This window comes from Streptomyces sp. NPDC028289 (genome assembly GCF_055565975.1).
The window spans coordinates 85,561-99,977 of sequence record NZ_JBVHTI010000009.1 but is presented as its reverse complement, the minus strand read 5'-3'; the positions used below and the strand labels follow the sequence as shown (position 1 = coordinate 99,977).

Sequence of the window (14,417 nt, the reverse complement as noted above, 5' to 3'; positions counted from 1 at the left end):
CCGGAGATGCCGGTAAAACAACTAATGCGCCTGCAGGAGAAACATTCCCGTCAGGCGCACATAGGTTCATGGGTACCACAACTGCAACGTCGCAACCGTAGCACAGCCTCAGACCCGGTTCCGAGCGCGCGTTGGCTCGGGCTGCCCGAGGCGGTCCACGGCCGCCCACCGCGGAAGCATCACCAGCACCGTGCCCACGGCCAGGCCCAGGGCGGGCAGCACGGGGAACCGGCCGTCCGGCGCGAAGCCCCGCACGGCGAAGCGGCCCAGAGCGGCGACGTCCAGGGCCAGCCCGGCCCACAGCGGCCACGCACGGCGCAGCCCCGCGTCCGGCACGGTCCGCCCGTACAGCACGCCCAGCCCGCGTTCCAGCGGCCGCAGCGCGAAGACGACGCAGGCCAGGACGGCGCCGAGCACCAGCAGCCAGGGCACGCGCAGCCCCCACCACGCCGCGGACCCGAGCGTCGGCTCGGGCGCGAGGCCGGTGAGGTAGAACGCGGCGGCGGCGATCAGCACCGGCAGCATGTGCCACAGATACAGCGTCATGCTGGCCGCGCCCACGGGGCGGACCACCCGCCACACCCGCTCGCGGTCCAGCAGCCGCCGCACCGGCGGCGCGGCGAGGAGGCTGACGCCGACCTGGGCTACCACCCACGCCAGCATCGCGGCGGACGGCGGATCGGTGTTGCTGGGACTCTGACCGGTCACCAGGATCAGGCTGACCGGGAACGGCCCGAGGGCCACGAGCGCGGCGAAGGCCAGTCCGCCGCCCGCCGCCATCACGAGCGGCACGAGCCGACGGCCGGTCAGCCGACCGTCCCGCCAGCAGAAGCCCAGTTGGTAGGCGACACCCCACACGAGCACGTAGTCCAGCAGTCCGACATAGGGCGTGTGCACGGCAACCACGAGGGCGTCGGTCACCAGGGCGACCGCCCCCAGGACCGGCGGGACGCGCGGTCCCCACCGCAGGTGTGCCGCGTACAGCGGCGGTGTCAGGGCGCTGAGCAGCAGATACACCGGCAGGAACCAGAACTGCATCGCCATCGCCCATCCCACCAGCGCCAGCGTGTCCGCGTCCACGCCGGCCGCCGTGCAGATGCCGACGGCGAGCAGCACCGCACCGCTGTAGACGGCCACCGGCAGCAGCAGCCGCAGCGCCCGCCGCCCGAGCCACCCCGCGGGCGTCCCCCCTTCCGCCCGGGCCCGCGCCCAGGAACCACCCGCGGCATGGCCCCCGGCCAGGAAGAACAGCGGCATGATCTGGAACCCGAGGGTCAGCCACTGGGTCCAGGGCACGACCGCCAGCAGCTCCGGGGCGACGATCCGCCCGTCGGGCTCCCGGACCAGGGCGGTGATCAGCCAGTGGCCGAGCACCACCAGCACGATCGCCCACGCGCGCAGGAAGTCGACGTACCGGTCTCTGCTCATGGCGGTCATGATCCCGGGGCCTGCAGCCCGTCGTGGCGGAAAGCCCTGGCCGCAATCAATCCGTGCCCGGTACGACACCGTCCGCGAGGCACCTGGAGCCGGTCGCGAAGGAACCTCCCGACGCCGCGCCGTAATTCGGTGGCGGCGCGGTGCGCACAGCTTCTAAGGTTCGTGGCGTTGGAGCGGCCACCCCCGGGTGCCGCGGGTGACTCGGCTCGATCAGGGAGGTGTTGACCGATGGCTGTCGTTGCGATGTGCGCTGCCCGCGACCAGAAGTTCATCCATTCCACCTCCGCGGCCACCGGCTGACCTCTCGGCTTCCCGGGGCCGCCCCTGTGAAGGGTCACCCTTGACTTCCAGCTCTGCTGTTTTCTCCGCGCTCGCTCCCTACGGCTGGGACGAGACCTGGGCGAAGGAGTTCGCCCCCCACGACGCCGAAGGACTGCTCGCCGGACGGGTCGTCCGGGTCGACCGCGGGCAGTGCGACGTCGTCACCGCCGGCGGGCCGCTGCGCGCCGACACCGCCTTCGTCACCCCGCACGATCCGATGCGCGTCGTGTGCACCGGCGACTGGGTCGCCGTGGAACCCGGCGGCAACCCCCGTTACGTACGCGCGTGTCTGCCGCGCCGTACCGCCTTCGTGCGCTCCACCTCCTCCAAGCGGTCCGAGGGGCAGATCCTCGCCGCCAACGTCGACCACGCGATCGTCGCGGTGTCCCTCGCCGTCGAACTCGACCTCGGCCGCATCGAACGGTTCCTGGCGCTGGCCTGGGAGTCCGGGGCGCAGCCGGTCGTGGTCCTCACCAAGGCCGACCTCGTCCCGGACCAGGTGACCCTCGCGCACCTCGTCCAGGACGTGGAGACGACGGCCCCGGGCGTGCCGGTCCTGACGGTCAGCGCGCACGCGGGTGACGGCCTGGACGTGCTGGTCGCCCTCGTCGGCTCCGGTACCTCGGTGCTGCTCGGCCAGTCCGGCGCCGGCAAGTCCACCCTCGCCAACGCGCTCCTCGGGGAGGACGTGATGGACGTCCGGGCCGCCCGGGACGTCGACGGCAAGGGCCGCCACACCACCACCACCCGCAACCTCCTCGCGCTCCCGGGCGGGGGCGTGCTGATCGACACTCCCGGACTGCGGGGCGTGGGGCTGTACGACGCCGAGACCGGCGTCGGGCAGGTGTTCGCCGAGATCGAGGAACTGGCGGAGGGCTGCCGGTTCTCCGACTGCGAACACGAGAGCGAGCCGGGATGCGCGGTGCGCTCCGCGGTGGAGGCCGGTGAACTGCCCGTACGCCGACTGGAGAGCTACCGCAAGCTGATGCGGGAGAACCAGTGGATCGTCGCGAAGACCGACGCGCGGCTCCGGGCCGAGATGAAGAAGGACTGGAAGAAGAGGGGCGCGGAGGGGAAGGCGGCGATGGAGGCGAAGCGGGGGAGGTGGCGGTAGGGGCCTGACTGCCACCCCCACCCGGAGAGAAAACAGACGACCACCGCGGCTGCCCCCTCCGGCCCCCACCCCTCGCTCCGCCACCCGGGTGGTCTCGTGGTCGAGTTGCTGTCCAGGGCACCGCCCGTATGTCACTTTCCCCTCCTGTAGGCCTCGGAAGGGCAGGTGGGGATGGGCAAGGTCGGGCGAGTGCTCGTGGTGGCGTTGCTGTCGGTGATGGGGGTGAGCGGGCGAGCCGGTGCCGATCCGGAGCCCTCGCTGTGGGCGGGGAGCTGGGAGGCCGCGCCGTCCGGTACCGAACCGGCGGTGCCCGGCGCCGCGTACCGCAACGTCGTTCACCTGAGCGTCGGCGGCAGCGAGGTGCGGGTGCGGGTCAGCAACCGGCTGGGCAGCGCCCCGCTCCGGCTCGGGGCCGTCACCGTCGCCCTCCGGCAGGGCGGCGGCCCGGCCGCCGTACCCGGCTCCATGCGCGCCGCCACCTTCGCGGGCGCCGGCACCGCCGTCGTACCCGTCGGGCAGGACCTGGTCAGCGACCCGGTGCCGCTCGCCGTCCCGGCCGCCGCCGACCTGCTGGTCAGCGTCGAGACCCCGGGCGACTCCGGGCCCGCCACCTACCACCGGGTCGCGCTCCAGACGAGCTACCTCGCCGAGGACGGCGCCGGGCGGGCCGACGACGAGGACGGCGGCGCCTACACCCGCACCACCGGCCACTGGTACTACGTCACCGGCGTCGACGTGCAGGCCGTGACCCGCGGCACCGTGGTCGCCCTCGGCGACTCCCTCACCGACGGCAACGGCACCAGCATGGACGCCAACCACCGCTGGCCCGACCGCCTCGCGGAGCGGCTGCGGTCCTTCCGGGTCGGCGTCCTCAACGCCGGCATCTCCGGCAACCGGCTGCTGCTCGACGGCACCGGAGGACCGGCGGCCCTCAGCCGTCTGGACGCCGACGGGCTGGACCGCAGCGGGGCCCGGACCCTGGTGGTCCTCGAAGGGATCAACGACATCAAGGGCACCCCGGAGACCACGGACCCCGCCGAGCTCGTCCAGGCCTACCGGACCATCGTGGCCCGCGCCCACGAGCGGGGGATCCGGGTGGTGGGCGCGACCCTCACCCCGTACGAGGGGTACAGCGCGTACACCGCCGCCCGCGAGGCCGTACGGCAGCGGGTGAACGCGCTGATCCGCACCGGACACGTCTTCGACGCGTACGTCGACTTCGACGCCGTCGTACGGGATCCGCAGCAGCCCGGCCGCATCCTGCCCGCCTACGACCCCGGCGACCACCTGCACTTCAACGACACCGGCACGCGCGCCCTCGCCGACGCCGTCCCGCTCGCCGACCTGCTCTGAGCACTCAGCCCGCCCAGATCACCGCGGTCAGCCAGCCGGCCGCGACGAGCAGGCAGCCGAGCAGCTCGGCCAGGACGCTGGAGCCGCCCTCGTTCATCGCGGTGCGCAGGGCGGCCCGCGCCTCGGCACCGCGGCCGAGACGGAGGCGTTCGTGCAGGTAGATCCCGGCCATGAAGCCGGGGATCGCACCGAGGACGGGGAGCAGGACGAAGCCGAGGACGGCGCCGGTTCCGGCGTACACGCCCATCCTGGGGGTGGCACCGCTCGCCCGGAGCCGGCGTGGGGGCAGGACCCAGCGGACCACCAGCGCCACCAGCAGCACCAGGGTCGCCCCGACCAGGACCGTCCAGGCCACCGGGCGCGGGTCGTACAGCGCCCACCACAGCACGGCGGCCCACACCAGCCCGGTCCCCGGCACCCCGGGCACCAGTACCCCGCACAGGCCGAGCACCAGCACCAGGCCGACCAGCAGGAGTTCCCCTGCTCCCATCTGCCCAGAGTGCCGGACGGCGGGAGGATGCGCAGGTCAGTTCCGGGTCACCCAGCCCCGCTCGTACGCGTACCAGCCCAGCTGCATGCGGGTCGACACCCCGGCCAGCTCCATCAGCCGCCGCACCCGGCGCTGCACGGTCCGCAGGCCCACATCGAGCTGCTTGGCCACGCTGGCGTCGGTCAGGCCCGCCAGCAGGAGCGACAGCACCTCCAGGTCGGCGGCGTCGGGGCCGTCCGGCTCCTCCTCGAACACCCCGGTCGCGCCGAGGCGCAGCGGCAGCGCCTCCCGCCACACCGACTCGAACAGGCCGCAGAGGAGTTCCAGCAGGCCGCTGGCGTGCACCACCAGGGCGGCGGGTTCCGCGGCGTGCGAGGTGAGCGGGACCAGCGCCAGCGCGCGGTCGGCGACGACCAGCTTCGTCGGCACCCGCTCCACCACCCGCACCCGCTCGTCCCGGGCCAGCGCCGCCGTCAACTCCGGGACGGCGTCCGGCAGGGCGAGCGCCGGCCGCTCCACCACCACCCGGTAGCGCACGCCCCGGCCGGCGGCCTGCTCCTCCGCGTCGTTCTCCGGTCCGGAGACCACCACCGGGTCGCCGGTGACCAGGGCGCAGACCTCGTCCAGGGCGCCGAGCTGGAGCTGCCGGAACCGCCGGGCGACCGCCGGGGCGCCGGTCACCACCTCCACCAGGTCGTGCACCGCGGGCTCGGCGGCCGCCGCCCGGTACTCCTCCGCGAGCAGCGCCGCCGCCAGCTCCGCCTTCTCCAGCTCGTGCCGCTGCTGGGTGAGCAGCGCGCCCAGCGCGACCCCGGGCGGCGCCGCCACCCAGCGTTCCGGACGCCCCGGGGACCGGGCCGCCAGCCCGTGCCGCTCCAGCCGGCGCAGCGCGCGCTCGGTGTCCGGCTCCGCCAGCGTCAGACGCCGTGCCAGGCCGGGCACGTCGGCGGCGCCCGCGGACACCAGCGCCCGGTAGGCCGACTCGTCCCGTTCGTCCAGCCCCAGCACTGCCAGCATCGACCCGCGTCCCTCCCTCGAAGCCCGGTGGTGTGGCGGGAACCGGCCACGGCGCGAACCCGCCGCTGCACATCATCGCCGTACCGCGGGTCACTCTGCCAAGATCACGTCACCGCAGCACCTTCGCACGGAAAACCGATGCGCCGTTCACAGCTGACCACCAGGAAGACCCGTCACAATCTGGCCTTCCGGCCGGCGCCGTGGCGTTCGGCCGTGCGAACGGTGACCGGCACCATGACGCGCGTACGCGTAGGGGATCTGGGGCCGGTCACTCCGGTGTCGCCGGGTGGTTCTCCCGTGGGGGGTGGGACCACCCGGCGACTCACACGTGTCATCCCCCGCAGCCGCTGCACTCCGGTCGCTCCCCGTTGACTTTCGTCAATCGCCTCTCGTGTGTGTCGTCGGTACCGTCCGTCCCGCGCGTGTCGGCGATCCCCTTTCCTCGTACGGGTGTTCAGGATGTCCCTCGTCATGCCGTTCGAAGCGGGGGCGTGTGCGGGATTTTCCCGATGCCCCGTTTTCATCCGGCCCGTGCGGTGGACAATTAGGGGCATGAGCCAGCCAGGGGGTAGGCCCACCCGTCATGAGGACGACTGGTGGGGGCAGTTGTACGACGACTCCACCGAGGACACCGGACCCACGGCCGCACCCGATTCCCTGGACGACCGCTTCGCCTCGGCGAAGAAGACGGTGGGGGGACGGCGGGGCGTCACCGTGGAACCGGAGGACGAGCCGCCACCGCCGACCGTGCCGGCCCAGCGGGCACCCGCCGCCCCGGCCGAGGACATCAGGGCCGCTGCGAAGAAGACCTGGCCGTGGGACGAGGAGGACCAGGAGCTGCTGGAGGCGGACGACGACGCCCCGGTGGACCTCCCCTCCGCGCCCCGCCCCGACCTGCCCGCGCCGCCGCGTCCAGCCGCTGCCGTCGCGGAAACCCCGGACACCGCGGCCGCCCTGCCCGTCCCGGCCGCCGCCTCGGCCTCCTCCGTGGACTACGTCGGCTCCGGACCGCCCACCTACGACGCCGAGCCCACCGCCCTGCCCCCCGCCGACCCCGACGAACTCGACGACCTCGTCGCCGACACCGTCCTGGACGGTGCCCGGTACGGCGCCTGCACCCTGCGGGCCGTCTCGCAGCGCGGCGACTCCGCCCGGTACCGGGGCGAACCGCGCCGCGACGCCCTGCTCACCGCCCGCTTCGGGACCGGCGAACAGGCCCTGGTCCTGGTCGCGATGGCCACCGGCGCCCGGGCCACCCCCGGCGCGCACCGGGCCGCCGCCGAACTGTGCGAGTGGATCGCCCGGGCCGTGGGCCGCAGCCACCAGCGGCTCACCGAGGACATCCAGGCCGCCCGGCGCGGCGACCTCAAGTCCGGACTGCACCGGCTCACCGACCGCAGCCTCGGCAAGCTCCGCGCCAGCGCCGCCGAACAGGGCATCGCCCCCGAGGAGTACGCGGCCAGCCTGCGCTGCCTCCTCCTCCCCGCCCACCCCCAGTGCCGTACCCGCGTCTTCTTCGGGGTCGGCGAGGGCGGCCTGTTCCGGCTGCGGGGCGGCGAGTGGCAGGACATCGAACCGCGCGTCGACACCGACACCGCCGGCGAACCGGTGCTCGGCTTCGGCTCGCTGCCCGCCGAGACCCCGGCGGGCGACCGGCTCACCATGGACCTCGGCATCCCGACCCCGCCGAGCCCCTACGAACCGGCCCCCGAGCCGCCCCGCGACCCCTTCCTGTTCCGGGCCTCGGTAGCCCGCCCGGGTGATGCCCTCGTGATGTGCACGGGCGGCCTCGCCGACCCGCTGCGCGGCGAGCCCGCACTCTGCGCCTACCTGGCCCGACGCTGGTCCGGCCGCACCCCGCCGGGCCTCGCCGCGTTCCTCGCGGACGCCCAGGTCCGGGTCAAGGGGTACGCCGACGACCGTACGGCGGCGGCCGTCTGGGAGGCGTGAGCGCGCCCTCTGTGGATACATGGAAGGGCATCGCGGGGGGAAGTCCGGAGATCCGCGGAGCCGAAGGGTGCCCGACCGCCATGGCCAAGCAGAACGTCGCCGAACAGTTCGTCGACATCCTCGTCCGCGCCGGGGTGCGCCGCCTCTACGGCGTCGTCGGCGACAGCCTCAACCCGGTCGTCGACGCCGTCCGCCGCAACTCCGCCATCGACTGGATCCACGTCCGCCACGAGGAGACCGCCGCCTTCGCGGCCGGCGCCGAGGCCCAGATCACCGGCACGCTGGCGGCCTGCGCCGGCTCCTGCGGCCCGGGCAACCTGCACCTCATCAACGGCCTGTACGACGCCCACCGCTCGATGGCCCCGGTCCTCGCCCTCGCCTCCCACATCCCCTCCAGCGAGATCGGCCTCGGCTACTTCCAGGAGACCCACCCCGACCGGCTCTTCCAGGAGTGCAGCCACTACAGCGAACTGATCTCCAGCCCGCAGCAGATGCCCCGGCTGCTCCAGACCGCCATCCAGCACGCGGTCGGCCGCAGCGGGGTGAGCGTGGTGAGCCTGCCCGGTGACATCGCCGACCAGCCCGCCCCGGAGCAGTCCGCCTCGGCGGCCATCGTCACCTCCCGGCCCACCGTCCGCCCCGGCGACGCCGAACTCGACAAGCTGGTCGCGATGATCGACGCGGCGGACAAGGTGACCCTGTTCTGCGGCAGCGGCACGGCCGGCGCCCACGCGGAGGTCATGGAGCTGGCGGAGAAGGTCAAGTCCCCGGTCGGCCACGCCCTGCGCGGCAAGGAGTGGATCCAGTACGACAACCCGTACGACGTCGGCATGAGCGGGCTGCTCGGCTACGGCGCGGCCTACGAGGCCACCCACGAGTGCGACCTGCTGATCCTGCTCGGCACCGACTTCCCGTACAACGCCTTCCTCCCCGACGACGTGCAGATCGTCCAGGTCGACGTCCGCCCCGAGGTGCTGGGCCGCCGCTCCCGCCTGGACCTCGCGGTGTGGGGTGACGTGCGCGAGACGCTGCGCTGCCTGGTGCCGCGGGTGCGGGCCAAGGAGAACCGGCGGTTCCTCGACCGGATGCTGAAGAAACACGCGGACGCGCTGGAGGGGGTGGTGAAGGCGTACACGAGGAAGGTCGAGAAGCACGTCCCGATCCACCCGGAGTACGTGGCCTCGGTCCTCGACGAACTCGCCGACGACGACGCGGTGTTCACCGTCGACACCGGCATGTGCAACGTGTGGGCGGCCCGCTACATCTCGCCCAACGGCCGCCGCCGCGTGATCGGTTCGTTCTCGCACGGCTCGATGGCCAACGCGCTGCCGATGGCGATCGGCGCCCAGTTCACCGACCGGCGGCGGCAGGTCGTGTCCGTGTCCGGGGACGGCGGATTCGCCATGCTGATGGGCGACTTCCTGACCCTGGTCCAGTACGACCTGCCGGTGAAGGTGGTCCTTTTCAACAACTCGGCGCTGAGCATGGTCGAGTTGGAGATGCTGGTCGCGGGGCTGCCCGCGTACGGCACCGGTAACACCAATCCCAACTTCGCCGCCGTCGCGCTGGCCTGCGGAGCCTACGGCGTGCGGGTCGAGAAGCCCAAGCAGCTGGCGGGTGCGCTGAAGGACGCCTTCAAGCACAAGGGGCCGGCCCTGGTCGACGTGGTGACCGACCCCAACGCGCTGTCCATCCCGCCGAAGATCAAGGCCGAGATGGTCACCGGCTTCGCGCTCTCCGCGTCCAAGATGGTCCTCGACGGCGGCGTGGGCCGGATGGTCCAGATGGCCCGCTCCAACCTGCGCAACGTGCCGCGGCCGTGACCCGGGGCACCGCTCAGTCGGTGGGCACCCACTGGCGGACGCCGTCGACCGAGCCGTACCAGTAGTGCGGCAGGCCCTTGACGGAGCTGGTGCGGAACGGCCGGCCGTGGTCGTCGATCCGGACCGTGCCGCTGCGGCCCTGTGACGACCAGTCGAGTTCGAGGTACCAGCGGCAGTCACACCCCGCGGTGCTCGCCTTGACGCGCAGCACCTCGGGGTCCGTGGCGGAGACCCGGTAGGGCAGGTGCATGGTCGAGACGGTCTGCCCGTCGGGACCCTCACCGGCCACCGGGCGGGCGATCGGACGGTCCTTGTCCAGGTTCACGTCGAAGTACCGCGGAGTGAGCCCGCCGCCGCAGCCGTCGGCCATGGAGTAGGCGATGCCGGGCGCGGGAGCCGTACGGCCGACGACGCGCACCCGCAGAGCCTCCAGGACGACGGCGGTGGACGAACGGCCCTGCACGGACACGTCCACGATCGTGTTGCCGCCGTGCACCGCGCCCTGGGTGGCCGCCCAGGCGCCGGCGTCCTGCGGGGCGGGCGGTGGCGGGACCTGGGCCGGCTGCTTGTCGATGACGTAGTCGTGGTCGCAGCCCAGCTCCCACAGCTGCGAGTTCGCGGTCCAGGTGAGGGGAACGGCGGTCGGGGCCGGGGTGCCGGGAGTGCTGCCGGAGGGGGAGGAGGTCCTGGCGCCGCCCGAGGCGGTCGAGGACGAGGACGAGGTCGGGGACGACGGGGTGGCGGAGGCGGAGTTCGGGCCCGGGCCGGTGGCGCCGCTGCCGTGGCGCTGGGCGTCACCGGCGGCGGCCGGGGCGGAGGAGCCGGGGCCCTGGGCCGCGGTGCCTGCGGCCTGCCGGTCGTCGGGGAGGGCGGCCAGGGTGCCCAGCGTCGCCAGGAGCACGGTGGCCACGGCCGAGGCGACCAGTGTGCGACGCCGCCGGTACCAGGGGCGGGGGACGGGGGCGGCTTCCGGCGAGGGCTCGGTGGCGGAGCCGGGGATCTCCGCCGGTTCGCGGGCACCCGCCGGTGCGGGGGTGTCGGCCGCGGGGCCGGTGCTCTCCTCGGTCTCTGCGTTCTCCCCAGGCGTCGCGCTCTCTCCGGCGCGCGGTCGCTGGCGTGCCGCCACCGCGCGCAGCCAGCGCTCGTGGAGTGCGAGCCGTTCCTGCGGTGTCGCCCCGCAGAACGCGGCCAGGCGTTCCACCGGAGCGAAGTCCAGCGGTACCGCCTCGCCCGCGCAGTAGCGGTGCAGGGTGGAGGTGTTCATGTTCAGCCGACGGGCCAGGGAGCCGTAGCTCCGGTCCGTACGGTCCTTCAACTGCCGCAGCAGCGCCGCGAACTCCTCGACGTCGTCGCGCACGGGCGCCCTCCCCCGGTCCTCGCCATCCCAGGCACTCATATACCTGCACGTCAACGGGGCTGGGATGGTTCCAGGGCGGGGAAACGGGCGGCCGCCGTTGCGGTCCACGCCGGTGACGGCCGATGCTCTTGGTGTCGCACCGAGCAGGGCCGGACCGACCACCGGCCGCGTCGGCGGCAGCCCACACCCATGCACCGACCCACGGGGGAACACCCATGCCCAAGCGCACCCGAGCAGGCGCGCTCACCGCACTCGCCGGCGCCGCACTCGTCGCCGGTACCGCGCTCGCCGCTCCCGCGGCGGCCGCACCCAAGGCGCCCGGCTTCCTCAGGGCGGCCGACCTGCCGCCGCGGGCCGGCACGTCCTGGACGGCCGGCAAGGTCACCGCCGGCATTCCGGAGGAGGTCAGGCAGGACATCTGCATCGGCGTCGGGCTCGGCGGCGGCCAGGACTCCTGGTACCGGAAGTTCCGGACCGACCTCGACACGAGTGCCCGTCAGGTCAGCGCCGAGCTGCCCAGCGTCCGCCTGGCGAAGGGCCGGTTCGCGAAGCTCGACGAGGACATCGTGTCCTGTGCGGACCGGATCGAGATGGAGGACCCGCAGATGCGGGCCACGCTCCAGGACCACGGCACCCTCCCGGTCGGGGACGGCGCCCATGTCTACGCCCTGCGCACCGTGACCGCCTGGGGCACGAGTGACATCCGGCTGATCTCCATCGGCCGGGAGGGGCGCACCGTCACCGTCATGGACTGGGGGCAGCTCGGCGGCTTCGTGGACGCGCCCGTGAAGGCCTTCAAGAAGACCACCACCACGGCCGTGAACAAGCTCCACTGACGCAGGGGCACCGGGACCGGGGCCGCCCTCTCCCTCGGGGGAGGGGAGGGCGGCCCCAGACGTAAAGACGCAAGACACAAGACACAAGACGCAAAGACACGAAGACACAGAAAACGGGGAACAGACATGAGCAGCAAGACCCGCGCCGTCCTCACCGCCGGCGTCCTCGCCGTGGCCCTCGGGCTCGGCGCCACCGCCCAGGCCTCGGCCGGCGCACCGCGCACCGTCAGTGGCAGCCCGGCCGACAACATCAGCCGGATCGCCGACTTCTACGGCGCCTACATCGACGCGGAGAGCGACCCGGACGGCAGCGGCAACCTGCCCACCGCGCTGCGCGCCTACTACATCGCCCCGACCTACCTGAAGAAGCTGAAGGCCTGGGAGAACCGCGAGCACGCGGACGGGGTGCTGCGGGCCCAGAACACCCCGCTCAAGTGGAAGGTCACGGACCACGGCACCGGAAAGTACACGGAGGCCGTCATCACGCTCACCTGGAGCCGCAACACCACCTCGAAGCTGGTCGTCGACATGACCCGTGACACCCACAAGATCGTCAACATCGGCACCAAGGGCCTCGGGAGCAAGTAGCCGGAAGGACAGGTTTCGGCCAGGTTCGCCGGTGCCGTGGACCGGGGGAATCAGCTCGGCGGGTTGTGCGAGGGGCTGATTCGCGCCGGGTCCACGGCACCGGTGGCGCGTACGGGACGGTCCGGGCCGCGGCGTACGCGCGGGGGCGGATCCGGGACATGGCCGAACACCCGGTCGTCATCGGCGTGACATGACTGGCCCGTGCCCGAGCGGGCATGGATCCCCGTGAACGTGTTCGATCAGGAGGGGATCCGGCAAACAGCGTGCGGGCGGGGGTCATGAACAGTCAGGCACGAGGGGGCGGTCCCGTGGCCATCGGGGCCTCCTCGGCGAAGACGGCGGGGGAAGAGACCGACACGACGGAACGGGGAAACCCGTCGCAGCTCAGGCGCCGGCTGGGACGGTCGGACCTGCGGGCGGTGCCCGAGGCGCGCAGGGAACTGCGGGAACTGCTGCGGCACTGGGGGCGGCCCGGCCGCTCCGAGATAGCAGAACTGCTCACCAGTGAACTCGTCACCAACGCGCTCGTCCACACCGACCGGGAGGCGGTGCTGACGGCCCTCGTGGCACCGGGCCAACTGCGGGTGGAGGTAAGGGACTTCGTGTCCCGCAAACCGCGGATGTGCGCCCCCGGCACCGACACCGACGACGGCACGCACGGCCGGGGCCTGGTGCTGGTCGACGCCTTCGCCGACGCGTGGGGCGTCCAGTCGCACGAGGTGGGCAAGTCGGTGTGGTTCGAACTGGACGCGGAGGCCGCCTAGCCGGCTCCTCGTACCCAACGGGACGGGGGCGTGACCGTCATGGTCACGCCCCCGTCCCGAGGTGCTGTGCGGCAGCAGGCGATCAGCCGAACTGCTGCTCGAGGTCCTTGAGCTTGCGCTCCAGGGAGTCGAGGCGCGGCAGCGCCATTGTGTCGTCCTCCGCGGTCAGGTCGACGGTGATCGGGTCAGACCCTTTGCGGACGGGCTGAAGGGAGGGCCGCTGGCGTACGGGCAGCTGCTCCGGCGCCGCTATGGCAGGCTCCGCAGTGGGCTGAGGAGCGCGCTCGACCTGGTGCACCTCGTCCTGCCGGCCGGTGCGTCCGACGAAGCCGCGGTGGCCTCGGCTTATGGCCTTGAGCTGGGCCCGCTCCAGACGGTCCTGCTCGCGGCGGCGCAGCCGGTTGGCCTCCTTCTGGCGCTTGTCCTCGCGCACCTCGTCGACCGCCTCGTCCAGGCTGCGCACGCCCTCGAGGAGCATCAGCGACCAGGCCTTGTACGTCTCGCGGGGAGCGCGCAGCCAGCGGACGATACGGATCTGCGGCAGCGGGCGCGGCACCAGACCCTGCTCGCGCAGGGCGGCCTTGCGGGTCTGCTTCAGCGCGCGGTCGAAGAGGACGGCCGCGGACAGCGACATGCCGGCGAAGAACTGCGGGGCGCCGGCGTGGCCCCCGCCCCTGGGAGCGTGCACCCAGTTGAACCAGGCGGACGCGCCCGCGAAGGTCCATACGAGGATCCGGGAGCCGAGCGCCGCGTCACCGTGGCTGGCCTCGCGCACCGCGAGGACGGAGCAGAACATCGCGGCGCCGTCCAGGCCGAACGGCACCAGGTACTCCCAGCCGCCGGAGAGGTTGAGGTTCTGCTGGCCGAAGCCGACCAGTCCGTGGAAGGAGAGGGCTGCGGACACCGCCGCACAGCAGAACAGGAGCACGTAGGCGGCGGTGGCGTATATGGCCTCCTTGCGCCGGCGACGCTCCTCGCTGCGCTCCCACGAGTCGTCCTTCGCGTGCTCCCCGCCGGACCGCTTGGAGCGCGTCAGCACCGCCACCGCGACCAGCATGCCCAGGAGCAGTACGGCGCCGGGAAGCAGCCAGTTCAGCGATATGTCGGTCAGTCTCATCTAGGGGTCCCTTGCATTGGGATAGGGCGTATCGCCCGCCATAGTGGCCCAATCCCACTGGCCCTCAGGGGGTTTCGGGGCAAGAGGCCGCCAAGGAAGTGCAAGGGGATGCCCCAGGGCGGCATTCTGCTCGAACTGCCGCATGAGGGGCGGGAGTTGAGTTCGAGTAAGACTACCCATACGGGTGGTTCCTCGGAAAGTTCCTGCGGCAAGTGGGGAAGTTGTGAATTTCCTGTCCGCGCAGGGTGAC

General features: G+C 72.8%; 12 protein-coding genes. 7 read left to right on the top strand and 5 right to left on the bottom strand.

Going from position 1 to position 14,417, the window contains the following annotated elements; all coding sequences use genetic code 11:
• Nucleotides 1-108: 108 nt before the first annotated feature.
• Nucleotides 109-1,428, bottom strand: a complete 1,320-nt coding sequence (locus tag ACZ4UV_RS40320) for an acyltransferase family protein (RefSeq protein WP_467844942.1) — start codon at nucleotides 1,426-1,428, stop codon at nucleotides 109-111.
• 349 nt (nucleotides 1,429-1,777) lie between these two features.
• Here ACZ4UV_RS40320 and rsgA point away from each other — a divergent pair, with 349 nt between their 5' ends.
• Together rsgA and ACZ4UV_RS40310 are read left to right on the top strand one after the other, a co-directional pair.
• A complete protein-coding gene (rsgA, locus tag ACZ4UV_RS40315; RefSeq protein ID WP_451017152.1) occupies nucleotides 1,778-2,872 on the top strand; it encodes a ribosome small subunit-dependent GTPase A in 1,095 nt (364 codons plus the stop codon).
• A gap of 171 nt (nucleotides 2,873-3,043) precedes the next feature.
• Nucleotides 3,044-4,225 carry an SGNH/GDSL hydrolase family protein gene (locus ACZ4UV_RS40310; protein WP_451017151.1) on the top strand — a complete coding sequence of 394 codons (1,182 nt, stop codon included), beginning with the start codon at nucleotides 3,044-3,046 and terminating at the stop codon, nucleotides 4,223-4,225.
• 4 nt (nucleotides 4,226-4,229) lie between these two features.
• Here ACZ4UV_RS40310 and ACZ4UV_RS40305 read toward each other — a convergent pair whose 3' ends face one another.
• Together ACZ4UV_RS40305 and ACZ4UV_RS40300 are read right to left on the bottom strand one after the other, a co-directional pair.
• Nucleotides 4,230-4,715, bottom strand: coding sequence for a DUF456 domain-containing protein (locus tag ACZ4UV_RS40305; RefSeq protein WP_451017150.1), 486 nt, complete (start codon nucleotides 4,713-4,715; stop codon nucleotides 4,230-4,232).
• Nucleotides 4,716-4,751: 36 nt separating this feature from the next.
• A complete protein-coding gene (locus ACZ4UV_RS40300; RefSeq protein ID WP_467844938.1) occupies nucleotides 4,752-5,732 on the bottom strand; it encodes a helix-turn-helix domain-containing protein in 981 nt (326 codons plus the stop codon).
• A 552-nt stretch (nucleotides 5,733-6,284) separates the two neighbouring features.
• Between ACZ4UV_RS40300 and ACZ4UV_RS40295 the strand changes: the two genes are divergently transcribed.
• Both ACZ4UV_RS40295 and ACZ4UV_RS40290 read left to right on the top strand, forming a co-directional pair.
• Entirely contained in the window at nucleotides 6,285-7,682 is a 1,398-nt protein-coding gene (locus ACZ4UV_RS40295; protein ID WP_451017148.1) for a protein phosphatase 2C domain-containing protein, read from the top strand.
• A gap of 80 nt (nucleotides 7,683-7,762) precedes the next feature.
• Nucleotides 7,763-9,505, top strand: coding sequence for a pyruvate dehydrogenase (locus ACZ4UV_RS40290; RefSeq protein ID WP_390034764.1), 1,743 nt, complete (start codon nucleotides 7,763-7,765; stop codon nucleotides 9,503-9,505).
• A 13-nt stretch (nucleotides 9,506-9,518) separates the two neighbouring features.
• On the opposite strand, the gene ACZ4UV_RS40285 is transcribed toward ACZ4UV_RS40290, so the two are convergent.
• On the bottom strand, nucleotides 9,519-10,901 hold the full coding sequence (locus ACZ4UV_RS40285) for a helix-turn-helix domain-containing protein (protein WP_467844934.1): 1,383 nt from the start codon (nucleotides 10,899-10,901) through the stop codon (nucleotides 9,519-9,521).
• Nucleotides 10,902-11,077: 176 nt separating this feature from the next.
• Here ACZ4UV_RS40285 and ACZ4UV_RS40280 point away from each other — a divergent pair, with 176 nt between their 5' ends.
• The 3 genes from ACZ4UV_RS40280 (at nucleotide 11,078) to ACZ4UV_RS40270 (ending at nucleotide 13,050) form a co-directional block, all read left to right on the top strand.
• Nucleotides 11,078-11,698: a hypothetical protein gene (locus ACZ4UV_RS40280; RefSeq protein WP_467844932.1), complete on the top strand. Its 621-nt coding sequence runs from the start codon at nucleotides 11,078-11,080 to the stop codon at nucleotides 11,696-11,698.
• A gap of 126 nt (nucleotides 11,699-11,824) precedes the next feature.
• Nucleotides 11,825-12,286: a hypothetical protein gene (locus ACZ4UV_RS40275; protein ID WP_451017145.1), complete on the top strand. Its 462-nt coding sequence runs from the start codon at nucleotides 11,825-11,827 to the stop codon at nucleotides 12,284-12,286.
• 308 nt (nucleotides 12,287-12,594) lie between these two features.
• A complete protein-coding gene (locus ACZ4UV_RS40270) occupies nucleotides 12,595-13,050 on the top strand; it encodes an ATP-binding protein (protein WP_467844929.1) in 456 nt (151 codons plus the stop codon).
• An 82-nt stretch (nucleotides 13,051-13,132) separates the two neighbouring features.
• Here ACZ4UV_RS40270 and ACZ4UV_RS40265 read toward each other — a convergent pair whose 3' ends face one another.
• Complete coding sequence (locus tag ACZ4UV_RS40265; RefSeq protein WP_451017144.1) at nucleotides 13,133-14,167, bottom strand: DUF2637 domain-containing protein; 1,035 nt, start codon at nucleotides 14,165-14,167, stop codon at nucleotides 13,133-13,135.
• Between the last annotated feature and the right edge of the window lie 250 nt (nucleotides 14,168-14,417).

Excerpts from the sequence above, each read along its gene's own strand:
- ACZ4UV_RS40320 (WP_467844942.1), bottom strand. The coding sequence starts at position 1,428 with ATGAGCAGAGACCGGTACGTCGACTTCCTGCGCGCGTGGGCGATCGTG.
- ACZ4UV_RS40265 (WP_451017144.1), bottom strand. The coding sequence starts at position 14,167 with ATGAGACTGACCGACATATCGCTGAACTGGCTGCTTCCCGGCGCCGTA.
- ACZ4UV_RS40285 (WP_467844934.1), bottom strand. The coding sequence starts at position 10,901 with ATGAGTGCCTGGGATGGCGAGGACCGGGGGAGGGCGCCCGTGCGCGAC.
- ACZ4UV_RS40275 (WP_451017145.1), top strand. The coding sequence starts at position 11,825 with ATGAGCAGCAAGACCCGCGCCGTCCTCACCGCCGGCGTCCTCGCCGTG.
- ACZ4UV_RS40290 (WP_390034764.1), top strand. The coding sequence starts at position 7,763 with ATGGCCAAGCAGAACGTCGCCGAACAGTTCGTCGACATCCTCGTCCGC.
- ACZ4UV_RS40280 (WP_467844932.1), top strand. The coding sequence starts at position 11,078 with ATGCCCAAGCGCACCCGAGCAGGCGCGCTCACCGCACTCGCCGGCGCC.
- ACZ4UV_RS40305 (WP_451017150.1), bottom strand. The coding sequence starts at position 4,715 with ATGGGAGCAGGGGAACTCCTGCTGGTCGGCCTGGTGCTGGTGCTCGGC.
- ACZ4UV_RS40295 (WP_451017148.1), top strand. The coding sequence starts at position 6,285 with ATGAGCCAGCCAGGGGGTAGGCCCACCCGTCATGAGGACGACTGGTGG.
- ACZ4UV_RS40300 (WP_467844938.1), bottom strand. The coding sequence starts at position 5,732 with ATGCTGGCAGTGCTGGGGCTGGACGAACGGGACGAGTCGGCCTACCGG.
- ACZ4UV_RS40310 (WP_451017151.1), top strand. The coding sequence starts at position 3,044 with ATGGGCAAGGTCGGGCGAGTGCTCGTGGTGGCGTTGCTGTCGGTGATG.